Here is a 26922-nt window from a genome sequence, read left to right as displayed (position 1 = left end):
GGCCGTCCCTCCTCCCGCCGACAGTGGCGGCAATGCCGCTCACCGATGGCTTCCTGCCAGCCCCCTGTCAGACTGGCCCCATGACCTCCCCCTACCGCGTGGCGCTGGTCGCCTTCCCGGGCATCCGCGCGTTCGACGTCTCCGTCATCACCGAGGTCTGGGGCACCGACCGCACGCCCGGCGCCGTCCCGCCCTTCGCCCTGCACCGCGCCGCCGCGACGCCCGATCCCCTCGCCATGCCAGGCGGCCTGAGCCTCACCCCCGACCGCCCCCTGACCTGGCTCGCCGACGCCGACCTCGTCGTCGTACCCGGCCTGGAGACTCCGGACCTCCCCGCCCCCGAACCGGTCCTCGAAGCCCTCCGCACCGCCCACACCGCGGGCACCCCGGTCGCCGCCCTCTGCGCCGGAGCGTTTGTCCTCGCCCAGGCCGGCCTCCTCGACGGCCGCCGCGCCGTCACCCACTGGGCTCTCGCCGACGCCCTGCGTACGAGGCACCCCGCCGTCACCGTCGAGGCCGACGCCCTCTTCGTGGAGGACACCACCGGGCCAGGCCCCCTGTGGACCTCGGCCGGCACCGCCGCCGGGATCGACCTCTGCCTCCACCTCGTCCGTACCGCCCACGGCGCGGAAGCCGCGGCCACCGTCGCCCGCTCCATGGTCACGGCCCCCTTCCGCACCGGCACCCAGGCCCAGTTCATCGAACGGCCCACACCCCGGGCGGACCGCGACGCCGACGCCCTCGCCTCCGTACGCGAACGCGCCCTGCGCCACCTCCCCGACCCGCTCACCGTCGCCGACCTCGCCACCTGGGCCGGCATGTCACCCCGCTCCTTCGCCCGCCACTTCCACGCGACAACCGGCACCACCCCCCTCCAGTGGCTGATCACCCAACGCCTCGCCGCCGCCCAGAAACTGCTCGAACGGACCGACCTCCCCATGACCGAGATCGCCCGCCGCACGGGCTTCGGCAGCGAGATCACGATGCGCCAGCACTTCGCACGGAACCTCGCCACCAGCCCCAGCACCTACCGCGCCGCCTTCCGGGCCACGCGCCCCCCTCGGCCCGCCGGCAGCAGACCCACCGCCCGATAGGCCGCGTCGACCACCGGACGCGCCATCCCCCTGGCCCGCTCCGCCCCCTCCTTCAACACCGCGTCCACCTGGCCGGGATCAGCCGCCAGGGCCGCGTGCCGCTCGCGCAACGGCCGGAGAACCTCGGCCACGGCGTCCGCGGTGTCCTTCTTCAGCGCGCCGTACGACTCGTATACACCGGCCAGGTCGTTCGGGTCCCCGTCCGTACACGCCGCGAGAATCTCCAGCAGATTCGCCACGCCCGGGCTGGTCTCCCGGTCGTACGCGACCACGGAGCCGCTGTCGGTCACGGCCCGCATGATCTTCTTCCGCACCACGTCGGGCTCGTCGAGCAGATAGACGATCCCGGCACCGGAGTCCTGGGACTTGCCCATCTTCGACGTCGGCTCCTGGAGGTTCATGACCCGCGCGGCCACCGGGGGACGCGTGGCCCTCGGGATCGCGAACGTGTGCCCGTACCGCTGGTTGAACCGCACGGCCAGATCCCGCGTCAGCTCCACATGCTGCGTCTGGTCCTCACCCACCGGCACCTCGTCGGTCCGGTAGGCGAGGATGTCCGCCGCCATCAGCACCGGATACGACAGGAGGGAGAACCGCACACTCTCCCCGGACGTCCGTGCCTCCGCGCTCTTCTCCTTGTACTGGATCATGCGCCGCAGCTCGCCGTCCGTGGCCGTGCACTCCAGCAGGTACGACAGCCGGGTGTGCTCGTCCACATGACTCTGTACGAATACGGTGCACAGGCCAGGGTCCAGCCCGGCCGCCAGCAACAGCGTGGCGGCCTGCCGGGTGAGTCTGCGCACGCGGGCCGGATCGTGCTCGACGGTGAGCGCGTGGAGATCCACCACACTGAAGACGGCGTCCGACTGGTGCTGGTCGACCTCGACCCACCGCCGTACGGCCCCGAGGTAGTTGCCCAGCGTCAGATGGCCCGTGGGCTTGATCCCGCTGAAGATCCGCGTCATCCCGTATCACCCTCCTGATCGGAGCCACCGCCCGTGCGGCCGGCCCCCGAGGGGAGAAACGCGAACGGCCGCCGAAAGCGGCGGCCGTTGCGTACATGCGTGGGGGCGGCCGCCGTCAGGCGGTCCACCACTGAAGGATGCACGCATGCGTTGTCATGGCCCCAAGACTAGCCGTCGGCCTTCGATTTGACACGCGGTACACACCTCCGTAATGTGCTGCGAGCTGTCCGACGTGAGCACCGGCTAGGTCCGGTCCCCGGGCAGTCATTCCGCAGGACACACGACAAACGAGCGACAACAGGTCGCCTTGTTTTGCGTGCGCCTTTGTGAAATGAGGAATCCGCGTTCGAAGGGACGCGGCCCGATTAGCGTCGGGACCAGTGATTCCGCTAAAGTCTCACTCGTCGGAACGGCCGAAGGGCCGGGAGGACAAGCCCCCTCTGACTGGGAATCAGGCCCGAAAGGTTCTGGTAGAGTCGGAATCGCCGGAAAGGGAAACGCGAAAGCGGAAACCTGGAAGGCAGCCCCGCCGGCCGGGGAAATCGGATACGAAAGCATCTGATAGAGTCGGAAACACGAAATACCGAAGGGAAGCGCCCGGAGGGCCCCGGAGACGGGACCGAAGGAAGCGTCCGTTCCTTGAGAACTCAACAGCGTGCCAAAAGTCAACGCCAGATATGTTGATACCCCGGCCTACTCAACCTTTGTGGTTGGTGGGTTGGTGGTTCCTTTGAATGAAACACAGCGAGGACGCTGTGGATCACGGGTCTTATTCCGACCGGTGATCCCGGCTCTTACGTGGTGTCTACCGGATTACCGGTGAACATTTACGGAGAGTTTGATCCTGGCTCAGGACGAACGCTGGCGGCGTGCTTAACACATGCAAGTCGAACGATGAAGCCTTTCGGGGTGGATTAGTGGCGAACGGGTGAGTAACACGTGGGCAATCTGCCCTGCACTCTGGGACAAGCCCTGGAAACGGGGTCTAATACCGGATAATACTTTCTCCTGCATGGGGGAGGGTTAAAAGCTCCGGCGGTGCAGGATGAGCCCGCGGCCTATCAGCTTGTTGGTGGGGTGATGGCCTACCAAGGCGACGACGGGTAGCCGGCCTGAGAGGGCGACCGGCCACACTGGGACTGAGACACGGCCCAGACTCCTACGGGAGGCAGCAGTGGGGAATATTGCACAATGGGCGAAAGCCTGATGCAGCGACGCCGCGTGAGGGATGACGGCCTTCGGGTTGTAAACCTCTTTCAGCAGGGAAGAAGCGAAAGTGACGGTACCTGCAGAAGAAGCGCCGGCTAACTACGTGCCAGCAGCCGCGGTAATACGTAGGGCGCAAGCGTTGTCCGGAATTATTGGGCGTAAAGAGCTCGTAGGCGGTTTGTCACGTCGGATGTGAAAGCCCGGGGCTTAACCCCGGGTCTGCATTCGATACGGGCAGACTAGAGTGTGGTAGGGGAGATCGGAATTCCTGGTGTAGCGGTGAAATGCGCAGATATCAGGAGGAACACCGGTGGCGAAGGCGGATCTCTGGGCCATTACTGACGCTGAGGAGCGAAAGCGTGGGGAGCGAACAGGATTAGATACCCTGGTAGTCCACGCCGTAAACGTTGGGAACTAGGTGTTGGCGACATTCCACGTCGTCGGTGCCGCAGCTAACGCATTAAGTTCCCCGCCTGGGGAGTACGGCCGCAAGGCTAAAACTCAAAGGAATTGACGGGGGCCCGCACAAGCAGCGGAGCATGTGGCTTAATTCGACGCAACGCGAAGAACCTTACCAAGGCTTGACATACACCGGAAAACCCTGGAGACAGGGTCCCCCTTGTGGTCGGTGTACAGGTGGTGCATGGCTGTCGTCAGCTCGTGTCGTGAGATGTTGGGTTAAGTCCCGCAACGAGCGCAACCCCTGTTCTGTGTTGCCAGCATGCCTTTCGGGGTGATGGGGACTCACAGGAGACTGCCGGGGTCAACTCGGAGGAAGGTGGGGACGACGTCAAGTCATCATGCCCCTTATGTCTTGGGCTGCACACGTGCTACAATGGTCGGTACAATGAGCTGCGAAACCGTGAGGTGGAGCGAATCTCAAAAAGCCGGTCTCAGTTCGGATTGGGGTCTGCAACTCGACCCCATGAAGTCGGAGTTGCTAGTAATCGCAGATCAGCATTGCTGCGGTGAATACGTTCCCGGGCCTTGTACACACCGCCCGTCACGTCACGAAAGTCGGTAACACCCGAAGCCGGTGGCCCAACCCCTTGTGGGAGGGAGCTGTCGAAGGTGGGACTGGCGATTGGGACGAAGTCGTAACAAGGTAGCCGTACCGGAAGGTGCGGCTGGATCACCTCCTTTCTAAGGAGCATCTAGATTCCGTGAGGAGTCCAGAGCCACAACGTCGGCAAATGTTCGACGGTGGTTAGCTCATGGGTGGAACGTTGACTATTCGGCACGGCTGGTTGGTCTTACAAGTACTGCTTCGGCGTGGAACGTGAGATGGATTAGTCGGGTCGGGCACGCTGTTGGGTATCTGAGGGTACGGACCGTGAGGTCTGGGCCTTCGTGATGCCGGCCCCGGTGAAGCATCCTTTGTGGTGTGTGACGGGTGGCTGGTCGTTGCTTGAGAACTGCACAGTGGACGCGAGCATCTGTGGCCAAGTTTTTAAGGGCGCACGGTGGATGCCTTGGTACCAGGAACCGATGAAGGACGTGGGAGGCCGCGATAGGCCCCGGGGAGCTGTCAACCGAGCTTTGATCCGGGGGTGTCCGAATGGGGAAACCCGGCAGTCGTCATGGGCTGTCACCCGCTGCTGAACACATAGGCAGTGTGGAGGGAACGAGGGGAAGTGAAACATCTCAGTACCCTCAGGAAGAGAAAACAACCGTGATTCCGGGAGTAGTGGCGAGCGAAACCGGATGAGGCCAAACCTGTAGCGTGTGATACCCGGCAGGGGTTGCGTTGCAGGGGTTGTGGGAGTTCTTTTGATCGGTCTGCCGGCCGGTCGGCGAGTCAGAAACCGTATGGGTAGGCGAAGGACATGCGAAAGGTCCGGCGTAGAGGGTAAGACCCCCGTAGCTGAAATTCATGCGGCTCGTTTAAGAACCACCCAAGTAGCACGGGGCCCGAGAAATCCCGTGTGAATCTGGCGGGACCACCCGCTAAGCCTAAATATTCCCTGGTGACCGATAGCGGATAGTACCGTGAGGGAATGGTGAAAAGTACCGCGGGAGCGGAGTGAAATAGTACCTGAAACCGTGTGCCTACAAGCCGTGGGAGCGTCGCTGGCAGCACTTGTGCTGTCAGTCGTGACTGCGTGCCTTTTGAAGAATGAGCCTGCGAGTTTGCGGTGTGTTGCGAGGTTAACCCGTGTGGGGAAGCCGTAGCGAAAGCGAGTCCGAATAGGGCGGTATAGTAGCGCGCTCAAGACCCGAAGCGGAGTGATCTAGCCATGGGCAGGTTGAAGCGGCTGTAAGAGGTCGTGGAGGACCGAACCCACCAGGGTTGAAAACCTGGGGGATGACCTGTGGTTAGGGGTGAAAGGCCAATCAAACTCCGTGATAGCTGGTTCTCCCCGAAATGCATTTAGGTGCAGCGTCGTGTGTTTCTTGCCGGAGGTAGAGCACTGGATAGGCGATGGGCCCTACCGGGTTACTGACCTTAGCCAAACTCCGAATGCCGGTAAGTGAGAGCGCGGCAGTGAGACTGTGGGGGATAAGCTCCATGGTCGAGAGGGAAACAGCCCAGAGCATCGACTAAGGCCCCTAAGCGTACGCTAAGTGGGAAAGGATGTGGAGTCGCAGAGACAACCAGGAGGTTGGCTTAGAAGCAGCCACCCTTTAAAGAGTGCGTAATAGCTCACTGGTCAAGTGATTCCGCGCCGACAATGTAGCGGGGCTCAAGCGTACCGCCGAAGTCGTGTCATTCACATATATAGCCCCAACGGGTGTGTGGATGGGTAGGGGAGCGTCGTGTGCCGGGTGAAGCCGCAGCGGAAGCTAGTGGTGGACGGTTCACGAGTGAGAATGCAGGCATGAGTAGCGATACACACGTGAGAAACGTGTGCGCCGATTGACTAAGGGTTCCTGGGTCAAGCTGATCTGCCCAGGGTAAGTCGGGACCTAAGGCGAGGCCGACAGGCGTAGTCGATGGACAACCGGTTGATATTCCGGTACCCGCTTTGAAACGCCCAGTATCGAATCCATTAATGCTAAGGCCGTGAAGCCGTCCTGGAGCCTTCGGGCAAAGGGGAGTGGTGGAGCCGTTGAACCAAGGTGGTAGTAGGTAAGCGATGGGGTGACGCAGGAAGGTAGTCCAGCCCGGGCGGTGGTTGTCCCGGGGTAAGGGTGTAGGGCGTGTGATAGGCAAATCCGTCACACATGAGTCTGAGACCTGATGCCGAGCCGATTGTGGTGAAGTGGATGATCCTATGCTGTCGAGAAAAGCCTCTAGCGAGTTTCATGGCGGCCCGTACCCTAAACCGACTCAGGTGGTCTGGTAGAGAATACCGAGGCGTTCGGGTGAACTATGGTTAAGGAACTCGGCAAAATGCCCCCGTAACTTCGGGAGAAGGGGGGCCATCTTGGGTGACGGAATTTTCTTCCTGAGCTTGGGGTGGCCGCAGAGACCAGCGAGAAGCGACTGTTTACTAAAAACACAGGTCCGTGCGAAGCCGTAAGGCGATGTATACGGACTGACGCCTGCCCGGTGCTGGAACGTTAAGGGGACCGGTTAGTCACATTTCGGTGTGGCGAGGCTGAGAACTTAAGCGCCAGTAAACGGCGGTGGTAACTATAACCATCCTAAGGTAGCGAAATTCCTTGTCGGGTAAGTTCCGACCTGCACGAATGGCGTAACGACTTCTCGACTGTCTCAACCATAGGCCCGGTGAAATTGCACTACGAGTAAAGATGCTCGTTTCGCGCAGCAGGACGGAAAGACCCCGGGACCTTTACTATAGTTTGATATTGGTGTTCGGTTCGGCTTGTGTAGGATAGGTGGGAGACTGTGAAGCTTGGACGCCAGTTCAGGTGGAGTCGTCGTTGAAATACCACTCTGGTCGTGCTGGATGTCTAACCTGGGTCCGTGATCCGGATCAGGGACAGTGTCTGATGGGTAGTTTAACTGGGGCGGTTGCCTCCTAAAGAGTAACGGAGGCGCCCAAAGGTTCCCTCAGCCTGGTTGGTAATCAGGTGTTGAGTGTAAGTGCACAAGGGAGCTTGACTGTGAGACCGACGGGTCGAGCAGGGACGAAAGTCGGGACTAGTGATCCGGCGGTGGCTTGTGGAAGCGCCGTCGCTCAACGGATAAAAGGTACCCCGGGGATAACAGGCTGATCTTCCCCAAGAGTCCATATCGACGGGATGGTTTGGCACCTCGATGTCGGCTCGTCGCATCCTGGGGCTGGAGTCGGTCCCAAGGGTTGGGCTGTTCGCCCATTAAAGCGGTACGCGAGCTGGGTTTAGAACGTCGTGAGACAGTTCGGTCCCTATCCGCTGTGCGCGTAGGAGTTTTGAGAAGGGCTGTCCCTAGTACGAGAGGACCGGGACGGACGAACCTCTGGTGTGCCAGTTGTTCTGCCAAGGGCATGGCTGGTTGGCTACGTTCGGGAGGGATAACCGCTGAAAGCATCTAAGCGGGAAGCCTGCTTCGAGATGAGAACTCCCACCCCCTTGAGGGGTTAAGGCTCCCAGTAGACGACTGGGTTGATAGGCCAGATGTGGAAGACCGGTAACGGTCGAAGCTGACTGGTACTAATAGGCCGAGGGCTTGTCCTCAGTTGCTCGCGTCCACTGTGTTAGTTCTGAAGTAACGAAGAGCCGTGTTGTCATCCAGCTTTTCGATGTCTTCATAGTGTTTCGGTGGTCATTGCGTGAGGGAAACGCCCGGTTACATTCCGAACCCGGAAGCTAAGCCTCGTAGCGCCGATGGTACTGCAGGGGGGACCCTGTGGGAGAGTAGGACGCCGCCGAACAATCTTTGATCGTGGGAATGCCCTGTACCTTCTGGTACAGGGCATTCTTGCGTTTAGGGTCAGGGGCATGCGCTACGAATTGGTCATCTTCGACAACGACGGTGTGCTCGTCGACAGCGAGCCCCTTTCCAACACCATCCTGGCCGGCTATCTCACCGAGTTGGGCCACCCCACCTCCTACGAGGACTCCCTGCGCGACTACATGGGAGCCGCCGTGCACCGCGTCCACGACCTGGTGAAGGAGCGCACCGGGCAGCTGCTGCCCGCCGACTTCGACGACGTCCTGCACGCACGCGTCTTCGCCGCCTTCGAACGGGAGTTGAGGCCGGTCGACGGGGTGGTGGAGCTGCTGGGGAAGCTGGCCGCCGACGGGGTGCCGTACTGCGTCGCCTCCTCCGGGAGCCACGAGCGGATCCGGGTCGGGCACCGGAAGACCGGGCTGGACCGGTGGTTCGACGACGCCGTCATCTTCAGCGCGCAGGACGTCGGACGGGGGAAACCCGCCCCTGACCTCTTCCTCCACGCCGCCGCCCGCATGGGGGTGGCCCCCGACCGCTGTGTGGTGGTCGAGGACAGCCCGCTGGGCGTCGCGGCCGCGCGCGCCGCCGGCATGGAGGTGTACGCCTTCACCGCGATGACGCCCGCCGCGCGACTCTCCGGGGCCGACGGCCATTTCTCCACCATGGACGAACTGCCCGGATTGCTCGCCTGATCCATCTACCCATGGGTAGGGCGGCGCCCTACGCTGTCCGGCCATGACAGATGTGCGGTTGCGGCACGGACGGGCCTCCCTGGCGCTGGGCTTCTTCGTCCAGGGGGTGGCCTTCGCCCTGCTCGTCACCCGTATCCCCGGCATCCAGGACCGGTACGGGATATCCGACGGCGTGCTGCCGGTCTTCCTCGCCGCCGTGCCGATCCTCGCGGGCGTCGGCAGCGTGGTCACCGAGAAGTTGGTCCTCCGCGTCCGGCCCGGTGCGCTGCTGCGGGGGACCCAGCCCGTCCTGCTCCTCGCCCTCCTCGGCGTCGGCGCCGGCCGTGAGGTGTGGCAGCTCGCCCTCGCCCTGGCGGCGTTCGGGCTGGCGATGGGGGCGCTGGACGCCTCGATGAACATGCTCGGCGTACGGCTCCAACGGGCGTACGGCCGGAGCATCATGATCGGCTTTCACGCGGCGTACAGCCTCGGCGGGATCGCCGGTGCCTCGCTCGCCTGGGTGGGCGTGCACATCGACCTGTCCCTGCTGGTCTCGTATCTGCCGGTGGTGGCCGTGCTGGTGCCGGCCGCGCTGGTCGGCGGGCACTGGTACAAGGCCGCCGAGACCGTCCCGCCCGGTCCTCAGGACAGCGGCGGCGAGCCTGTGGTCGCCAAGCCCCTGGTTTTCAAGCTGCTGTTGCCGCTCTGCCTCGTCATGGCGTTCGCCTACATCGGTGACTCCACCGTGTCGAACTGGAGCGCCAAGTACCTCCACGACGTCCTCGGCAGCTCGGAGGAGCTGGCGACCGTCCCGTACAACGCCTACATGGTCACCACGCTCCTCGGCCGCTCCGTGGGGGATCTGGGGGTACGGCGTTTCGGGGCCGTGGCCGTCGTGCGGTGCGGGACGCTCCTCGCGGGCCTCGGGTTCGGTGTCGTCGCGGTGGCGCCGGGGGCCTGGGCCGGGATCGCCGGGTTCACCCTGCTGGGGCTGGGGCTCTGTGTGATCGTGCCGCAGACCTTCGCGGCGGCCGGGCGGCTGTTCCCGGACGCGAGTGACGCGGCGGTGGCCCGGCTCAACATCTTCAACTACGTGGGATTCCTGGTCGGATCGCCCCTGGTGGGGGCCCTCGGCGACGCCTGGAGCTACCGGGGCGCGATGCTCGTACCGATGGTCATGGTCCTGGTGACTTTTGTATACACCCGCTCGTTCGAGGCGGACCCGGCCCGATACGGTGGCGGGCATGAGCGCTCGCGCACTGCTGATGTGGGATGACGGGGTAACGGGTTACAACTTTGGACCCAGCCACCCCATGGATCCCGTACGGCTCGCGCTGACCATGGGGTTGGTGCGGGCGTACGGCTTGGACAAGGTGGCGGAGGTGGTGTCCGCGCCGGCCGCGGGGGACTCGACCCTGCGGCTCGTTCACGAACAGGCCTACGTGGACGCCGTACGGCGCTTCTCGGAGCGTCCGGGGGACGCCGACGGGGCGTACGGCGTCGGTACGCCCGACGATCCGGCGTTCGCCGGGATGCACGAGGCGTCGGCGCTGATCGCCGGGCAGTCCGTGGGGGCCGCCGAGGCGGTGTGGCGCGGACAGGCCGCACACGCGGTGAACTTCGCGGGCGGTCTGCACCACGCGATGCCGGGGGCGGCGTCCGGGTTCTGCATCTACAACGATGCCTCGCTGGCGATCGCGCGGATGCTGGAGCTGGGTGCGGAGCGGGTCGCGTACATCGACGTGGATGTGCACCACGGGGACGGCGTGCAGGAGACGTTCTGGGACGATCCCCGGGTCCTGACGATCTCGATGCACGAGCACCCGCACACGCTGTTCCCCGGCACCGGCTGGCCGGAGGACACCGGTGGCGAGGCGGCCGAGGGCAGCGCGGTGAACATCGCCCTGCCGGCCGGGACGGGCGACGAGGGGTGGCTGCGGGCCTTCCACGCCGTCGTACCCGAACTGCTCGCCGATTTCCGCCCGCAGGCCCTCGTGACGCAGCACGGCGCCGACACCCACTTCGAGGACCCGCTGGCGCACATCGCGGTGTCCCTGGACGCCCAGCGGGCCGTCCAGGCCGCCTGCCACGACCTGGCGCACGAATACGTCGAGGAGGGGCGCTGGGTGGCCCTGGGAGGGGGCGGGTACGCGGTGGTGGACGTCGTGCCGCGGTCCTGGACCCATCTGGTGGCGATCGCGGCGCACGCGCCGATCGATCCGGAGTCGGTGGTGCCGGCGGCGTGGCGGGACGAGGTGTACGCGCGTACGCGGCAGTTGGGGCCGGGGCGGATGACGGACGGGCGGACGCCGGAGTGGCGGGCGTGGGACTCCGGGTACGATCCGGCGGACCGGCTGGACCAGTTGATCCTGGCGACGCGCAAGGCGGTGTTCCCTCTGCGGGGGTTGCTGCCCTAGCGGTTGCCGGGGTCGGCCTCAGGACCCCGGGGGCCTCGGGGCCGTTACGCCAACGGTGGGATTCTCCGCCTGTTCCGGTCCCTCGCGGGCGCCGGAACAGGCAGCATCGGCGGGGTGTTGAGCACCGGAGCCCTGCGGGCGCATCTGCTGGCGGCCAGGCTGGCCGGTCCCGTGGCCACGTCACGGGAGAGGAGTCTGCGCAGTTATCGGCTCTTCGCGGCCAGGGATCCCCGGGTGATGCTCGGACTGGATCCCGAACGCTCCTGGAGCGAACGCGACGTGCTGGGACTGATGGCGGACAAATGTGGTGTCTCGTCCGATCCCGGTCGGGTGTCGGGCACCGACGTGATCGATCCCGAGCGGACGCTGTCCGCGCTGGACGCCTTCGCGGAGCGCTTGCGGGAGGCGGCGGCGGACCGGGTTCCGGTGCTGTTCGGTACGGGGCATCCGGAGCGGCTGCTCGGTTTCTACGCGGCCCTGGCAGACGCTTTGTCGGCGGCGGGATGTCTCGTCCTCACCCCGGCGCAGGGGAGATGTATCGACATAACGACCCGGTTCGGGGTACGCACGTACCACCTCGACTACGTACGGGGAGTTGCGTTGATGCGTGAACCACACCTGCCGTACGCCGGGAGTGAGACCGGCGCACACACCCATTCGCCGCTGCCTGTCCGGGTCGCCCTGGACGGTCTGGTGGCGTCCCGCGGGCCCCTGCCGGGGCTCGTGGTGGGGGACCACGGATGGGTCTGCGGGGCAGGTCAGCTGGGTTTCGAGGCCATCGGTCTCGCCGACACGGACGATCCCGCGCTGTTCGTCGGTGAGGCGGAGGGGCGGGTGTCCGTCGCCGTACCCCTCGACGACGCCGTGCGGTCCGCTTACTACCTGCCGCTTACTCGCTATGTACTCAATCGAGCGTGTCTGTCACAGTAGGCCGCCGTAGGCTGCTCCTCTTCCCCACTCGCACCACCCGCCCCTAGTCTGGGGCGTGAGCGCACAGCGACGAAGAGTCACCGGAGGGGAAGCCGGTGGCCGCCGCGTGCGGAAGGTACAGGTGGGTCATGGCTGCTGGCAGCGAGAGGCCTCTCAACGAGGTCAAGTTCCTTACCGTGGCGGAGGTCGCCTCGGTGATGCGAGTGTCGAAGATGACGGTGTACCGGTTGGTGCACAGCGGTCATCTGCCGGCGATCCGGGTGGGCAGGTCCTTCCGGGTTCCGGAGCAAGCGGTTCACGAGTACCTCCGCGAGTCATTTGTGGGGGTCCAGCCCGCCTAGGGCGTGCACTCGGATTACGTCTCTCACTCGGTGACGGGTAGGCTAGGCCGACGTAGGTCGTGTGGGCCCAGACGCCCCGCACCGAGTGAAGAGAAGTGAGCGAGGGTAGTCGTGGGCTCTGTTATCAAAAAGCGGCGTAAGCGGATGGCCAAGAAGAAGCACCGCAAGCTGCTCAAGCGCACCCGCGTTCAGCGTCGTAACAAGAAGTAGTCCGTTCCCGCTCCGGCGGGGGCGTTCCGCGACAGCTGTTCGTGCATTCACGGCTCTTCCGCCAGAACATGGCGGGAGGGCCGTTGGTGTTTTCAGGGTCGTCGGCGTTCCAGGCTTCTTGGTGTTCCGGGCTCGTTGGTGTTTCTTCGGCCAAAAGAGCTGTCCGGCGGGTCGTGCGGTCACGCCCGGGCAATAGCGACCCGCTACGGTGACGTCGGAAGACCACCCGGTGCTAGGGAAGGCGCTGATCTTGGGCAAGGTCGTGCTCGTGACCGGAGCGGCCAGGCAACTCGGAGGCCGCTTCGTACGGCGCGTTCAACGCGACTCCGGCGTCGACCGGGTGATCGCCGTCGACGCGGTTCCGCCCGAGCATCACCTGGGTGGCGCGGAATTCGTCCGCGCCGATATCCGGCAGCCCGCCATAGCGCGCGTTCTCGCCGAACACCGTGTGGACACCGTGGTGCACATGGATGTGACCGGTACGCCGCTGGGCACCGGCGGCCGCGCGTCGGTCAAGGAGACCAACGTCATCGGCACGATGCAGCTGCTCGGCGCCTGCCAGAAATCACCGACCGTCAAACGGCTGGTCGTGAAGTCCAGTACGAGTGTGTACGGCTCCGCGCCCCGCGACCCGGCGGTCTTCACCGAGACCACCCCGCCCAAGTCGCTGCCGAGCGGCGGCTTCGCGAAGGACGCCGTGGAGGTCGAGGGGTACGTCCGGGGCTTCGCGCGGCGGCGGCCCGATGTGGCCGTCTGTGTGCTGCGGTTCGCGAACATCCTCGGTCCTGCAGCGGATTCGCCGCTGGCGGAGTATTTCGCGCTGCCCGTCCTGCCGACCGTCTTCGGATACGACCCCCGGTTGCAGTTCGTCCACGAGGACGACGTGATCGACGTCCTGCTGATCGCGGCCGACGAGCCGCGGCGCGGGACGCTCAACAGCGGGACCTTCAACGTGGCGGGGGAGGGTGTGCTGCTGCTCTCGCAGTGCTCGCGACGGCTGGGGCGGCCCACCGTGCCGGTGCTGCTGCCCGCCGTCACCTGGGTCGGTTCGGCGCTCCGTACCGTCGGCATGACGGACTTCTCGCCCGAGCAGATCAGGCTGCTGACCCACGGCCGGGTCGTCAGTACGGACCAGATGCGCGAGACACTGGGGTTTGAACCGACGTACTCCACGGCGCAGGCCTTCGCGGACTTCGCCCGCAGCCGGGGTGCGGGGCTGCTGCCGCCCCAGGCGGTGGCCGACGCGGTCGACCGGCTCTCCACCGCCGTTCGTACTCTCGCGAGCAAGGAGCGCAGCTGACATGGCCGATGCCAAGGTGATCCCCTTCGGCGACGAGCCGAGGCGGCGGGGGGCGGCCGGCCGTCCCAAGCAGGCCAAGGACGGGGCCGGGAAGCGCGGGCACGGGGCCGGGGGGAGCGGCTCCGGGCCGGGTGCGGGTACGGGGGCGGGCCAGGGGCGCAAGCAGGGTCCGCTGACGCCCGTACCGGAGCCCGAGCCGGACACACCTGAGGACGGCGGCCTGCCGGACGGCGAGGAGCCGTTGGGCGGGCTGTCGGAGGCGGCGGCCGCGGCGGCCGGGGCGGAGGCGGACGCCGCGGTCCGGGCGGCGGGCGGTGGCCCCGCGACGGCGGCCGGCGGCGGTGCGGACGGTGGTACGGGCCGTGGTGCCGGCGGTGCGGCGGGTGGTGACGACGGGGACGCCGACGGCGGTACGGGCGGGGAGCCGGGCGGCTGGGAGCGGCGGATCGCGGGCGGTCTCGCGTTTCTGCGCCGGCGGGTCACCGGGGACTACGAGGTCGACGAGTTCGGGTACGACAAGGAGCTGACCGACCAGGTCCTGATGTCGTTGATCCGGCCGGTCTACGAGAACTACTTCCGGGTCGAGGTGAAGGGCATCGAGAACATCCCGTCGGAGGGCGGGGCGCTCGTCGTGGCCAACCACTCGGGGACCCTGCCGCTGGACGGGTTGATGATGCAGGTCGCCGTGCACGACAACCACCCCGGGGACCGTCATCTGCGGCTCCTGGCGGCCGATCTGGTGTTCATGCTGCCGGTGGTCAACGAGCTGGCGCGCAAGGCCGGGCACACGCTGGCGTGCGCGGAGGACGCGGAGCGGCTGCTGGAGCGCGGCGAGGTCGTCGGGGTGATGCCGGAGGGCTTCAAGGGCATCGGCAAGCCGTTCGGCGACCGGTACAAGCTCCAGCGGTTCGGCCGGGGCGGGTTCGTCTCGACGGCGCTGCGGGCCGGGGTGCCGATCGTGCCCTGTTCGATCGTCGGGGCCGAGGAGATCTACCCGATGGTCGGCAACTCGAAGACGCTGGCGCGGCTGCTGGGCATTCCGTACTTCCCGCTCACGCCCACGTTTCCGTGGCTGGGGCCGCTGGGGGCGCTGCCGCTGCCGACGAAGTGGACGATCCAGTTCGGGGAACCGATCCCGACGGACGGGTATCCGCCGGAGGCGGCGGAGGATCCGATGCTGATGTTCAACCTCACCGATCAGGTACGGGAGCAGATCCAGCACACGCTGTACAAGCTGCTGGTGCAGCGGCGGTCGGTGTTCTTCTGAGGTGGGTTCTTCTGAGGTGGCTCACCGCTGAGGCGGGGCTCCTGGTGGGAGCCCCGCCTCAGCCATGTCCGTGCGCTAGTCCGCGTCCTCCGCGTGGATGCCCAGCCCTGGGAGCAGGTCGGGCAGCAGGGGCGGGATCGTGACGTCAGGACCCGGGCGGTCGGTGCTGTCCTTGGGTGCGGACGGCATCGGCAGGACGCTGTTCGGCGGGGGGTCGAGCAGGCCGCCGGTCTTGCCGCCGAGCAGGCCCTCCTCCGAGGCGTGGTCCGGACCGGAGCCCGAGGGGCGCGGCGTGTCGCTGGTCTGCGAGCCGCTCTCGCTGGTGCCGGGTGTGGCGGGTGCGCTGGTGGGGTCGGTACGTGGGCTCCCCGTGGAGTCCTGCGTGGCGCCGGGCCGGGTTTCGGTCCTGCGCCTCTCCGGGGCCCGCGGCAGCATCGACTGGAGTGGGGCGACCTCTTCGTCCATCGCGTCGAAGACCGAACTGACCTCGTCGCCCACGTCCGTCAACTGGACGGGCAGACGTTCGCGGAGTCCGTTCCATGCCTGGCGGTGCGAGGCGGAGAACGAGGAGAGGGTGGCGATCGGGCCGAGGGAGCCGTCCCGTTCGTATGCCTGGTGCAGCAGACGGTGACCTTCGGTCGCGTCGTGCTTCATCCCGCTCAGGGCGCGTCTGATCTCGCCCAGGGATTCGTGGTCCAGGTGCCCGGCGCGGTCGCGCTCCATCAGCCTGCGTGCTTCGTTCAGCCGGGTCGAGGCGTGGTCGAGGTAGAGCTCGCCCCGGCTGGAGTCGTCGTCCGCCAGGTTGAGCTTGAGGTCCTCCATGCCGCGCTTGAGCCCGTAGAGCGAGTCGCCGGGCAGGGCGTCGGAGCTGGCCGCGGCCACCCCGCCGAACGCGCCGGCCGCCACCCCGACCGTGAGGCCGCCGGCTGCGAGGCCTTTGGACCAGCGGGATCTGGGCCGCAGTTTCCGGAGCGGGGAGGCCCGGTGGGCACCCCGGCCGGACGTCCGCTGCTCGGGCACCGTGGTGCCCGAGGACATACCTCCGCCGGCTGTGCCTTCGAGCAGCATGGCCTCCATGGCGGCCACGAGCTGTGCTCGTTGCACCACTTTGACCTCGGGGTCCAGCGTGGGTCTCGGTAGGTCACCGAGACCACTCGCCAGGGCCAACAGCCGCCCCTGTTCGGCCGGTTCGGCCGACTCGGCGGGCTGTTCGGCCGCCTCGCCCTGAACCGTCCGGTCGTCCAGGGCCTGGGCGAAGGCGTTCGCCCGCCGGTGTGCCGAAACGTTCGCGATCACTGGCGGCACCTCCTCTCGTCATGACGATCGACTCCCCTGGGGGTCCGGAAGGTCGCACACCTTGAGCGCATCCACATCATCGAGTGAATGGCCGCGAGCGTGACGTGACCGCAGGGAGCCTGCATCCCGCACAACGAGCGGCTCGGCACTTGGGTTACGCGCGGAGGATGATCGGACCAGTGAGTCATCAGGGCGTCACCGAAAGTGAGTTGAGTCGTCGGCGGTCAGCGGGCGTCTTCCGGGAGCAGGCGGGCCAGGGTGCGTACGGCTCGGTATTGCAAGGTCTTGATCGCTCCTTCGTTCTTGCCCATGACACGGGCCGTCTCGGCGACCGAGAGGCCTTGCAGGAAGCGCAGTGTGACGCACTCCTGCTGCTGGGGATTGAGTTTCCGTACGGCTTCCAAGAGCGCCGCGTTGGAGAGGGACTCCAGGACGGAGTCCTCGGGACTGCGCTCGACCTCGTTGGCGTCGAGCATTTCGCCTGTGGTCACTTCGAGCCGGAACCGGCTCGACTTGAAGTGGTCCGCGACCAGGTTCCGGGCGATCGTGACCAGCCAGGCGCCGAAGTCTCGCCCCTGCCAGGTGAAGGTGGAGATCCGGCGCAGGGCGCGCAGGAACGTCTCGCTGGTGAGGTCCTCCGCGGTCGCCTTTCCGCCCACGCGGTAGTAGATGTAGCGGTAGACGGTGTCGCTGTACTGGTCGTACAGCCGGCCGAAGGCCTCGGCCTCACCGGCCTGGGCGCGCTCGACGAGTTCCATCATGCGGGCGCTGTCGCTGTCGGCGGTGGGCCGGCGGGCGGTGGTCGAGGCGGCGGCGCCGCTTCGGCTTCCCCGTCTGCCGACCGCCGCACCGCCGCTCGCCAGGGCATAACAAGGTCCGATAGGGCCGCTCACGGCAGGGGCCGCTGCGGCGAAGGCGGGGACGGCGTACGCGGTGGGGACGAAGCCGCGCAAATGGTCGAGGACCGTTGCGCGCAGCGTAGCCAGGCCCGAGGCGTCAACCCCGACGTGTGGGTACACGGGACTCCCAGAGGCAGAGCTTCCATCACGTGCAGTGCGGGACCGTTCACTCGCCGTGGTGACGGGTGGGGTCCGGTATGCGTCTGAGGAGAATAACGCTTCGTACAGGCAGCGCTACACCCAGTTGCTCAAATCATCGATTACGTCGCTTCTGTGACGGCTAAGCGGCGGATCAAGTAGCACATCGTGACCATTTGCTGATCAGATTTGGTCAAGATCTGTGTGATGCGGTGATGGGTTGTGGCGGAGTGTCGTCACGGTGACTACGGGGAGAGACGCGCGGGTAGAACGCCGGGATCGCGAAACACCCCGGGCGGGCCGCCCGGGGTGTGGTCGGAGTCATGCCGCGGTCGCGGTCGCGCGGGGAGTGTCAGCGGCGGCGGCGGTGCAGGGCGACGGCGGCGGCCGTGCCGCCCGCCAGGGCGCCCACTCCGGCTGCCGCCGGGATGCCGACCTTGGCCGCCTTGCGGCCGGTCCGGTAGTCGCGCAGCCGCCATTCCAGCCGGCGCGCGTGCTTGCGGAGCTTGGCGTCGGGGTTGATCGCGTACGGATGCCCGACCAGCGAGAGCATCGGGATGTCGTTGTGCGAGTCGCTGTACGCGGCGCAGCGGTCCAGGTCGAAGCCCTCGGCGGTGGCCAGGGCGCGGACGGCCTCGGCTTTCGCGGGGCCGTGGAGGGGTTCCCCGACGAGCTTGCCGGTGTAGACGCCGTCCACGGACTCGGCGACGGTTCCGAGGGCGCCGGTCAGGCCGAGCCGGCGGGCGATGATCGTGGCCGTCTCGACGGGCGCGGCGGTCACCAGCCAGACCTGCTGGCCCGCGTCGAGGTGGGCCTGGGCGAGCGCGCGGGTGCCGGGCCAGATGCGGTCGGCCATGTACTCGTCGTAGATCTCCTCGCCGATGGACATCAGCTCGGAGACGCGGTGGCCCTTGACGATGGACAGCGCGCTGTCGCGGGCGTCCTGCATGTGCTCCGGGTCCTCGACGCCGGCCAGCCGGAACCACGCCTGCTGCCAGGCGAACCGGGCGAGTTCGCGGCGCTGGAAGAACTTGCGCTTGTACAGGCCGCGGCCGAAGTGGAAGATCGCGGCGCCCTGCATGACGGTGTTGTCGAGATCGAAGAAGGCGGCGGCGCGGGCGTCCCCGAAGACGGGGAAGTCGGGCACGCGTGTGTCACCGCCGGCGGGCGCGGCGCCCGCGGCGAGCGCGTCCTGCGATTCCTGCGTGGACTTCAGTCCTGCCTCGGCTGCGGCCTCGCCCGCCAGCACACTCCGGGCTGTCGCGGAGCGCCTACGGGGGGTGAGCCATCCCAGTGCGGCCATGTCGTGAGCATAGCCAGTCTGTTCGGTGCTTCCCGACGGGCCGGGATGCCGTGAAGTGAACTCTCCACGACCGGTCTGTTAATCAGGCAACCAGAGGGCGCCTGTGGACGTCCGGCGCCGGAAGGCGCGGCGCGGGCGGAGAATGGCCGCATGAGTCCATTGATACGGAATCCGTTGTCGCGGCGCGGGAAGAAGAAGGCGGAGGAGCGGATGGTCACGCTCGTGTCGAAGCCGGGATGTCATCTGTGCGACGACGCCCGCGCGGTGATCGAGACGGTGTGCGCGGAGACGGGGGCGTCGTGGGAGGAGAAGGACATCACCCAGGACGAGGCGCTGCACCGCGCGTACTGGGAGCAGATTCCGGTGGTCCTGGTGGACGGGGAGCAGCACACGTTCTGGCGGGTGGACGAGGCCCGGCTCCGTCGCGAACTGGGGAGCTGACCGGAAAGCCGGTTAACATCAGGGCGCTTCGCCGGGCATTTCATCGGTGGAAGCGGTCTCGGGGGCGTATTTCGTGAGGAGTGTGTGCGGTTTTGCCCCCTTCCTGTGTGCATCAGGCTGAAGTGGTCGGCGGTCCCGGGATCACGGGATCAGGGTGCGTGACCCCGGTCACTTTGCTCGGACAAAACGGACACCATCTTTGTGCACGCGTTCACAAAGACATAGCCTGCATTCGACGGGGCGGTCCTGGGACATACGGCCGCCTACAGCCTCGCTCATCCCGCAGGAGCACCGTGGCAACTGGCCGAACTCACCGACCGGCGACCCGTAGCCGAGGAATCCCCGAGGCCACCGTCGCCCGGCTTCCCTTGTATCTGCGGGCACTGACCGCTCTGTCCGAGCGGTCCGTACCCACTGTCTCGTCCGAGGAACTGGCGACGGCGGCCGGGGTCAACTCCGCGAAGCTGCGCAAGGACTTCTCCTACCTCGGTTCGTACGGGACACGGGGGGTGGGCTACGACGTCGAGTACCTCGTCTACCAGATCTCCCGTGAGCTGGGCCTGACGCAGGACTGGCCGGTCGTGATCGTCGGAATCGGTAACCTCGGCGCCGCGCTCGCCAACTACGGCGGGTTCGCGTCCCGCGGGTTCCGGGTCGCCGCGCTGATAGACGCGGACCCGGAGATGGCCGGCAAGCCGGTCGCCGGGATGCCCGTCCAGCACACGGACGAGCTGGAGAAGATCATCAGCGACAACGGTGTCTCGATCGGGGTCATCGCGACCCCCGCCGGCGCCGCCCAGCAGGTCTGCGAGCGGCTCGTCGCCGCCGGGGTGACCTCGATCCTCAACTTCGCGCCGACGGTGCTGTCCGTGCCCGACGGGGTGGACGTCCGCAAGGTCGACCTCTCCATCGAGCTCCAGATCCTCGCCTTCCACGAGCAGCGCAAGGCCGGCGAGGAGGCCGCGGCCGAGGCCGCCCTGCCGCCCGGCGAGCGCGCGCATCCCGCAGACGCCGCAGCCGCCGCGGACGCCCCGCGCGACAGCGCCCCGCCGCGCACCGCGAGCCGGAAGGGGCCCGAAGGGGACGTACCGGCGGTGATGCCGGCATGAGCCTTCTGGTCGTCGGACTGAGCCATCGCAGCGCCCCGGTGAGCGTGCTGGAACACGCGTCGCTCTCCACCGACTCGCAGATCAAGCTGTTGCAGGACTCGCTGGCCGCCGAGCCCGCCACCGAGGCGGCCGTCCTCGCCACCTGCAACCGTATCGAGCTGTACGCCGACGTCGACAAGTTCCACGCCGGGGTCGCCGAGCTGTCCACGCTCCTCGCCCAGCACAGCGGTGTCGGCCTCGACGAGCTGACCCCTTATCTCTATGTGCACTACGAGGACCGGGCCGTCCACCACCTCTTCTCGGTGGCCTGCGGCCTGGACTCGATGGTCGTCGGCGAGGGACAGATCCTCGGGCAGATCAAGGACGCGCTGGCGCTGGGGCAGGAGCTCCACACCGCGGGCCGGCTGCTCAACGACCTGTTCCAGCAGGCCCTGCGGGTCGGCAAGCGCGCCCACAGCGAGACCGGGATCGACCGGGCGGGACAGTCCCTGGTCACCTTCGGGCTCGAACAGCTCGCCGCGGGCAGGGCCGTCGAGGCCTGGGCCAAGGACAAGCGGGCGCTGGTGATCGGCGCCGGCTCGATGTCCTCGCTCGCGGCCGCCACCCTCGCGCGGGCCGGCGTCGAGGAGATCGTCATCGCCAACCGCACGGCGCCGCGCGCCGAGCGGCTCGCCGAGATCCTCACCGAGCCCGGCTCCACGGGCGTGCGGGCGCGGGCCGTGACGATGGGCGCCGTCCCCGGCGAACTGACACGTGCCGACATCGTCGTGTCCTGTACGGGGGCGACGGGCCTGGTCCTCGCCGCCGACACCGTCGAGGCCGCCCTGACCGGCCGTACCGCACCGCTGGCCCTGCTCGACCTCGCCATGCCCCGGGACATCGACGCCGGCGCGCACCGCCTCGGCGGCATCCGGTTCGTGGACATCGAGTCGCTCGCCGAGGCCTCCGCCGACGCCCCCATGGCGGCGGACGTCGAACTGGTGCGCACGATCGTCTCCGACGAGGTGGCCGCCTTCGGCGCCGCCCAGCGTGCCGCGCACATCACTCCGACCGTGGTCGCCCTGCGCGCCATGGCCGCCGACGTGGTCAGCACCGAAGTCGCCCGCCTCGAAGGCAGGCTCCCCGATCTGGACGAGAAGCAGCGCGCCGAAATCACGCGTACGGTGCGCCGTGTCGTCGACAAACTCCTGCACGCGCCCACCGTGCGGGTCAAGCAGCTGGCGAGCGAGCCCGGCGGCGCCGGATACGCGGACGCGCTGCGTGAACTCTTCGACCTCGACCCGCAGACGGTCGCCGCCGTCAGCCGGGCCGACCTGAATGACACCGACGGTGTAGGCAGAGGGCGAGTATGACCGAGAAGGCACTGAGGCCCGAGAGGCCTCCGCGGCCCGACAGGCCCCCCGGGCCCGGACGGCCGCTGAGGCTGGGTACCAGACGCAGCAGGCTCGCCCTGGCCCAGTCCGGGCAAGTGGCCGAAGCCGTGCGCGCGCTGACCGGGCGACCGGTGGAGCTCGTGGAGATCACCACGTACGGCGACACCTCGCGGGAGCAGCTCGCGCAGATCGGCGGCACGGGCGTCTTCGCCACCGCGCTGCGGGACGCGCTGCTGCGCGGCGAGGTCGACTTCGCCGTGCACTCCCTCAAGGACCTGCCGACCGCGCAGCCCGACGACCTCACGCTGGCCGCCGTGCCGGTCCGGGAGGATCCGAGGGACGTGCTGGTGGCGCGGGACGGGCTGCGGCTCGGCCAACTGCCCCCGGGCGCCAGGGTCGGTACGGGGTCGCCGCGCCGGGCGGCGCAGCTCAACGCGTACGCGCGCGGCCACGGTCTGTCCATAAGGACCGTGCCGATCCGCGGGAACATCGACACCCGCCTCGAACACGTCCGCAGCGGGGAGTTCGACGCCGTCGTGCTCGCCGCCGCGGGGCTCCACCGGATCGGCAGGATCGGTGAGGTGACCGAGTTCCTGTCGGTCGACACCGTTCTGCCCGCCCCCGGCCAGGGGGCCCTGGCAGTAGAGTGCGCCGCGGTCAACGTGGACCTCGCCGCCGTGCTCGCCGAGCTCGACGACCCGCACACGCGGATCGCCGTGACCGCCGAGCGATCCCTGCTCGCCGCCCTGGAGGCCGGTTGCAGCGCACCTGTGGGTGCCCTGGCCGACCTGCTGGCCGAGGAGCAGGTTGTCAACGAAATGCGCCTGCGCGGCGTCGTCGGCACGACCGACGGCTCGACGCTGGTGCAGCTGTCCACCACCGGTCCCGTACCCACATCGCACGGGGATGCCATCGCGCTCGGTCGCGAACTCGCGTCCGACATGCTTGCCAAGGGTGCGGCCGGTCTTATGGGGGAGCGACTTTGAGCCCCACCACCTATGACCTAACGGCCTACTCCGCATCGGGGCACGTCACCTTCCTCGGTGCCGGACCCGGAGATCCGGGTCTGCTGACACTTCGCGCCGTCGAGGCGCTCGCGGGGGCGGATGTTCTGATCGCCGAGCCTGATGTGCTCGAAGTCGTACGCGGCCATGCCAGGGCGGGGGTGAGCACACCGGCACTGACGGTCGTCGACGAGGCGTCAACAGCCGCCGGGATCCCCGCTATCCGGGACGCTGCCAATCTTGTCATGGAGGCAGCGCGCGGCGGCAAGCGGGTCGTCCGTGCGGTGACCGGTGACCCGGGCCTGGACGGAGGCGCGGGCACGGAGATGCTCGCGTGCGCCGCCGCGGGCATCTCCTTCGAGGTCGTGCCCGGTATCGCGGCCGCGGTCGGCGTGCCGGCCTACGCCGGGGTGCCGTTGCGGGACACGCAGGGCACGGACGTGCGCCTGGTCGACGCCAGGACCGCGAGCGAGCGGTGCTGGACGGAGATCGGCGCGAGCGACGGCACGGTCGTCGTGTCCACCACCCTGGAGTCGGTGGGCGCCGCCGCCGGCGAGATGGTCGCGGCCGGCCGCAAGCCGGACACCCCGATGACCGTCACCGTCGCCGGCACGACCACCCGGCAGCGGACGTGGACGGCCACGCTCGGCACCATCGCGCAGACCCTCAAGCAGGCGAAGGTGCTGCCGTCCCCGGACGGGCACCAGTCCGTCATAGCCGTCGTCGGCGAGCGCAGTTCGGCCGCCCAGCGCGACCAGCTCGCGTGGTTCGAGTCCAAGGCGCTGTTCGGCTGGAAGGTCCTCGTCCCGAGGACCAAGGAGCAGTCGGCCTCGCTCTCCGACCAGCTCAGGTCGTACGGCGCGGTCCCGCACGAGGTCCCGACCATCGCGGTCGAACCGCCGCGTACGCCCCAGCAGATGGAGCGCGCGGTCAAGGGCCTGGTCACCGGGCGCTACGAGTGGATCGCCTTCACGTCGGTCAACGCGGTGAAGGCGGTGCGGGAGAAGTTCGAGGAGTACGGGCTCGACGCCCGTGCCTTCGCCGGGATCAAGGTCGCCGCGGTGGGCGACCAGACGGCGGCCTCCCTCATCGAGTTCGGGGTGAAGCCCGACCTCGTGCCGTCCGGCGAGCAGTCCGCCGCCGGGCTGCTGGAGGACTGGCCGCCGTACGACCCGGTGTTCGACCCGATCGACCGGGTCTTCCTGCCGCGCGCCGACATCGCCACCGAGACGCTGGTGGCGGGGCTGATCGAGCTGGGCTGGGAGGTCGACGACGTCACGGCGTACCGCACCGTGCGCGCCTCGCCGCCGCCCGCCGAGACCCGTGAGGCCATCAAGGGCGGCGGTTTCGACGCCGTGCTGTTCACGTCCTCGTCGACGGTGCGGAACCTGGTCGGGATCGCGGGCAAGCCGCACAACGTGACGGTGATCGCGTGCATCGGCCCCGCCACGGCGAAGACCGCCGAGGAGCACGGCCTGCGGGTCGACGTCCTGTCGCCCGAGCCGTCCGTGCACAAGCTGGCCGAGGCGCTCGCCGCGTTCGGCACGCAGCGCCGCGAGGCGGCGAAGGAGGCCGGCGACCCGGTCACCCGGCCGAGCGAACGGCGTCCCGGCAGCCGCAGGCGGCGTACGACATAGGTGCCGACACGGCGGTCCCGGCTGCCCGGCTTTTCGCGGGTGGCCGAGACCGTTCTCGTACCGGACGACATCAGAACTGAACAAGCAAGCAAGAGGCGACTGACGATGACTGTGTACGGATCTTTCCCCGGCGCGCGCCCCCGGCGGCTGCGGGTCAACCCGGCGATGCGGCGGATGGTCGCCGAGACCCGGCTGCATCCGGCGGACCTGATCCTCCCCGCCTTCGTACGGGAGGGGATCAGCGAGCCGGTGGCGCTGTCCTCGATGCCGGGGGTCGTGCAGCACACGCTCGACACCCTGCGGAAGGCGGCGGTGGACGCGGTGTCGGCCGGGGTCTCCGGGTTCATGCTCTACGGCGTCCCCGACGACTCGAAGAAGGACGCGGTGGGGACGGCGGGCACGGACCCGGCCGGGATCCTCCAGATCGCGCTGCGCGCGGTGCGGGCGGAGGTCGGGGACGAGCTGGTCGTCATGTCGGACCTGTGCCTGGACGAGTACACGGACCACGGCCACTGCGGGGTGCTGGACGCGGAGGGCCGGGTCGACAACGACGCGACGCTGGAGCGGTACGCGGAGATGGCCCAGGTCCAGGCCGACGCGGGGGCCCATGTGCTGGGGACCAGCGGGATGATGGACGGCCAGGTCGGGGTCGTCCGGGACGCGCTGGACACCATCGGCAAGGAGGACGTGTCGATTCTCGCCTACACGGCGAAGTATTCGTCGGCGTTCTACGGCCCGTTCCGGGAAGCGGTCGGCTCCTCGCTGAAGGGCGACCGCAAGACCTACCAGCAGGACCCGGCCAACGCCCGCGAGGCGCTGCGGGAGCTGGCCCTGGACCTGGAGGAGGGCGCCGACATGGTCATGGTCAAGCCGGCCCTGCCCTACCTGGACATCCTGGCGGCGATCGCCGCCGAGGTGGCCGTACCGGTCGCGGCGTACCAGATCTCCGGCGAGTACGCGATGGTCGAGGCGGCGGCCGAGAAGGGCTGGATCAACCGCGACGCGGCGATCCTGGAAACCCTGACGGGCATCAAGCGGGCGGGCGCGTCCATGATCCTGACGTACTGGGCGACGGAGGTCGCGGAGAAGCTCCGGTCCTCCCGCTGAGCGGCTGTCGGCCCCCCCTGGTCCGGGTGTCCGCGCGGTGCTGCCGGATGCTGCTGGGTTCGGCAAGGCGATGCCCTCGTCGGTACTGTGCAGACTGTGACCTGCGGCCCTCTTCAGCCCACGGGCTGACCGCGCCGCCCGAGGCCAGGGGGTGCCGTTGTGTGGGAAGAGACCGAAGAGATCGGTCGTCGTGTGCGGAGGGCGAGGCTACGACTCGGCATGCCGCAGGCGGACCTCGCGGCAGCCCTGGGGAAGACTCAGGGCTGGGTGTCGAAGATGGAGCGGGGCCTGATCGAGCTGGACCGGGTCGGGTTGCTGAACCTTGTCGCCGCCGAGTTGCACGTACATCCCCATGACCTGATCGGCCGGCCGTACGCGAGGAGCCCGGCCGAGAATCAATGGCAGGTCTCCGCCGCATCCATCCTGCGCGAGTTGCGCCGCTACGACCTCGCGCCGATCTTCGACGGCGCTCCCCGACCGTCCCGCGAGTTGTGGCGGGACATGACTCGTCTGCACCGCCTGCGGGACGCCGCCGCCAACACGGCGATCCTCGCCACTCTCCCCGACCTGCTGCGCGAGGCACGCGCCTTGGCCGAGGCGGCTACCGGGCACGAGCGCGAGGAAGCGTTCGCGATTTACGCCGTGGCGTGCAAGTTCGCCCACACCGCCGCGCATGCCCTCGGGCATCCCGAACTCGTCGCCATGGCCGCCGAACGCGCGGCTTGGGCCGCTCGCCTGTCGGCCGACCCCGTCATGCCCGCCCTTGCCGACTGGATGCGGGTCTGGGACATGTGGGCGACCGCTGACTGGGACGACTCCCTCACCCTGTCCGACAAAGCCATCGCCGGCGTACAGCGTGAATACGAGCTCGGCGAGCCGCTCGCCCTACGGATGTGGGGGACCCTCCACTTGCGCCGCCGTCGCCGCAGCCCGCGCCGGCCGACCCGCCGAGGCGGACGAGCGGATCAACCACGCCCGTGATGCCGCCCGCCGGATGGCGGACCACCGCAACCAACCCCTCTACGACCGCCACTCGGTCACCTTCTCCCCCGGAAACGTGCAGATCCACGCGATCAGCGTCGCCCTGGAGACCGGCGAGCAGACCAAGGCCCTCGCCATAAACCGCCGCACCGCGCCCGAGCTTGTGGCCGCCCTTCCCCACTCCCGCCGAGGCCACCACCACATGGACCTCGCCCGGGCCTGGCTGTGGGATGGCAACCGCGAACGCGCGCTCGCCGAGTTGGAGACCGCGGAGCGGATCGCCCCCCAGCTCGTACGGAACCATCCGATCGCGCGGTCGACCCTCCGAAGCATCGTCCATGCCGAGCGGATCGCCACCCGCGAGAAGCTGCGTCGCATGTCGGACCGCTTCCACCTCGACGGTTGAAGGCGGTATTCCTCCGATTCATATTGGCCCCCTGACACTCCCCT

Annotated in this window: 19 protein-coding genes, 3 rRNA genes and 1 pseudogene; 19 read left to right on the top strand and 4 right to left on the bottom strand. The window is 67.8% G+C overall.

Annotated features, from left to right (window positions below; translation table 11 throughout):
- Positions 1–80 precede the first annotated feature (80 nt).
- The gene (locus OG349_RS15405; RefSeq protein WP_327235146.1) at positions 81–1094 is read left to right on the top strand and encodes a GlxA family transcriptional regulator; all 1014 of its coding nucleotides are present in this window, start codon (positions 81–83) and stop codon (positions 1092–1094) included.
- Here the strand turns inward: OG349_RS15405 and trpS are convergent.
- The gene (gene trpS, locus OG349_RS15400; RefSeq protein WP_327235145.1) at positions 1028–2059 is read right to left on the bottom strand and encodes a tryptophan--tRNA ligase; all 1032 of its coding nucleotides are present in this window, start codon (positions 2057–2059) and stop codon (positions 1028–1030) included. The genes OG349_RS15405 and trpS overlap by 67 nt on opposite strands.
- An 826-nt stretch (positions 2060–2885) precedes the next feature.
- Here trpS and OG349_RS15395 point away from each other — a divergent pair.
- The 11 genes from OG349_RS15395 to OG349_RS15345 all read left to right on the top strand — a co-directional run bounded on the left by OG349_RS15395 (position 2886) and on the right by OG349_RS15345 (position 15184).
- Positions 2886–4411: ribosomal RNA gene (locus OG349_RS15395) — 16S ribosomal RNA — on the top strand.
- A gap of 297 nt (positions 4412–4708) precedes the next feature.
- A 23S ribosomal RNA gene (locus OG349_RS15390) occupies positions 4709–7831 on the top strand.
- A gap of 80 nt (positions 7832–7911) precedes the next feature.
- Positions 7912–8028: ribosomal RNA gene (gene rrf, locus OG349_RS15385) — 5S ribosomal RNA — on the top strand.
- Together the 16S, 23S and 5S rRNA genes form the textbook arrangement of a ribosomal RNA operon.
- A gap of 67 nt (positions 8029–8095) precedes the next feature.
- Positions 8096–8740, top strand: coding sequence for an HAD family hydrolase (locus OG349_RS15380; protein WP_327235144.1), 645 nt, complete (start codon positions 8096–8098; stop codon positions 8738–8740).
- Positions 8741–8783: 43 nt separating this feature from the next.
- Positions 8784–9995, top strand: coding sequence for an MFS transporter (locus tag OG349_RS15375; RefSeq protein ID WP_327235143.1), 1212 nt, complete (start codon positions 8784–8786; stop codon positions 9993–9995).
- Complete coding sequence (locus tag OG349_RS15370) at positions 9964–11136, top strand: acetoin utilization protein AcuC (RefSeq protein ID WP_327235142.1); 1173 nt, start codon at positions 9964–9966, stop codon at positions 11134–11136. Before OG349_RS15375 ends, OG349_RS15370 begins: the two co-directional genes overlap by 32 nt.
- A gap of 114 nt (positions 11137–11250) precedes the next feature.
- Positions 11251–12066: a phosphatase gene (locus tag OG349_RS15365; RefSeq protein ID WP_327235141.1), complete on the top strand. Its 816-nt coding sequence runs from the start codon at positions 11251–11253 to the stop codon at positions 12064–12066.
- Positions 12067–12194: 128 nt separating this feature from the next.
- Positions 12195–12407, top strand: coding sequence for a helix-turn-helix domain-containing protein (locus OG349_RS15360; RefSeq protein ID WP_161312241.1), 213 nt, complete (start codon positions 12195–12197; stop codon positions 12405–12407).
- A gap of 111 nt (positions 12408–12518) precedes the next feature.
- Positions 12519–12617 (top strand): 30S ribosomal protein bS22, encoded by a 99-nt coding sequence (locus OG349_RS15355; protein ID WP_003948845.1) that lies wholly within the window; start codon positions 12519–12521, stop codon positions 12615–12617.
- Positions 12618–12867: 250 nt separating this feature from the next.
- Positions 12868–13917, top strand: a complete 1050-nt coding sequence (locus tag OG349_RS15350; protein ID WP_327235140.1) for an NAD-dependent epimerase/dehydratase family protein — start codon at positions 12868–12870, stop codon at positions 13915–13917.
- Position 13918: 1 nt separating this feature from the next.
- On the top strand, positions 13919–15184 hold the full coding sequence (locus OG349_RS15345) for a lysophospholipid acyltransferase family protein (protein ID WP_327235139.1): 1266 nt from the start codon (positions 13919–13921) through the stop codon (positions 15182–15184).
- 75 nt (positions 15185–15259) lie between these two features.
- Here the strand turns inward: OG349_RS15345 and OG349_RS15340 are convergent, their stop codons facing one another.
- The 3 genes from OG349_RS15340 to OG349_RS15330 all read right to left on the bottom strand — a co-directional run bounded on the left by OG349_RS15340 (position 15260) and on the right by OG349_RS15330 (position 18820).
- Positions 15260–16480: a DUF5667 domain-containing protein gene (locus OG349_RS15340; RefSeq protein ID WP_327235138.1), complete on the bottom strand. Its 1221-nt coding sequence runs from the start codon at positions 16478–16480 to the stop codon at positions 15260–15262.
- 224 nt (positions 16481–16704) lie between these two features.
- Entirely contained in the window at positions 16705–17499 is a 795-nt protein-coding gene (locus tag OG349_RS15335) for an ECF subfamily RNA polymerase sigma factor, BldN family (RefSeq protein WP_161312899.1), read from the bottom strand.
- Between the two features lie 370 nt (positions 17500–17869).
- The gene (locus tag OG349_RS15330; RefSeq protein ID WP_327235137.1) at positions 17870–18820 is read right to left on the bottom strand and encodes an HAD family hydrolase; all 951 of its coding nucleotides are present in this window, start codon (positions 18818–18820) and stop codon (positions 17870–17872) included.
- 150 nt (positions 18821–18970) lie between these two features.
- Here OG349_RS15330 and OG349_RS15325 point away from each other — a divergent pair, with 150 nt between their 5' ends.
- The 7 genes and pseudogenes from OG349_RS15325 (at position 18971) to OG349_RS15295 (ending at position 26878) form a co-directional block, all read left to right on the top strand.
- Complete coding sequence (locus OG349_RS15325; RefSeq protein ID WP_327235136.1) at positions 18971–19261, top strand: glutaredoxin family protein; 291 nt, start codon at positions 18971–18973, stop codon at positions 19259–19261.
- 293 nt (positions 19262–19554) lie between these two features.
- Complete coding sequence (locus OG349_RS15320; protein WP_327235135.1) at positions 19555–20370, top strand: redox-sensing transcriptional repressor Rex; 816 nt, start codon at positions 19555–19557, stop codon at positions 20368–20370.
- Positions 20367–21722 (top strand): glutamyl-tRNA reductase, encoded by a 1356-nt coding sequence (locus tag OG349_RS15315; RefSeq protein WP_327235134.1) that lies wholly within the window; start codon positions 20367–20369, stop codon positions 21720–21722. Before OG349_RS15320 ends, OG349_RS15315 begins: the two co-directional genes overlap by 4 nt.
- Positions 21719–22729: a hydroxymethylbilane synthase gene (gene hemC, locus OG349_RS15310; RefSeq protein WP_442806255.1), complete on the top strand. Its 1011-nt coding sequence runs from the start codon at positions 21719–21721 to the stop codon at positions 22727–22729. Before OG349_RS15315 ends, hemC begins: the two co-directional genes overlap by 4 nt.
- Positions 22726–24384, top strand: coding sequence for a bifunctional uroporphyrinogen-III C-methyltransferase/uroporphyrinogen-III synthase (locus tag OG349_RS15305; protein ID WP_327235133.1), 1659 nt, complete (start codon positions 22726–22728; stop codon positions 24382–24384). The genes hemC and OG349_RS15305 overlap by 4 nt, the downstream gene beginning before the upstream one ends.
- Before the next feature lie 105 nt (positions 24385–24489).
- The gene (gene hemB, locus OG349_RS15300; protein ID WP_327235132.1) at positions 24490–25491 is read left to right on the top strand and encodes a porphobilinogen synthase; all 1002 of its coding nucleotides are present in this window, start codon (positions 24490–24492) and stop codon (positions 25489–25491) included.
- Between the two features lie 159 nt (positions 25492–25650).
- A pseudogene (locus OG349_RS15295) lies at positions 25651–26878 on the top strand (helix-turn-helix domain-containing protein).
- Positions 26879–26922: the final 44 nt, after the last annotated feature.

The sequence above is a fragment of the Streptomyces sp. NBC_01317 genome (assembly GCF_035961655.1).
In the GTDB taxonomy this organism is placed as follows: Bacteria; Actinomycetota; Actinomycetes; order Streptomycetales; family Streptomycetaceae; genus Streptomyces.
This window is presented reverse-complemented; position numbering and strand designations above follow the sequence as displayed.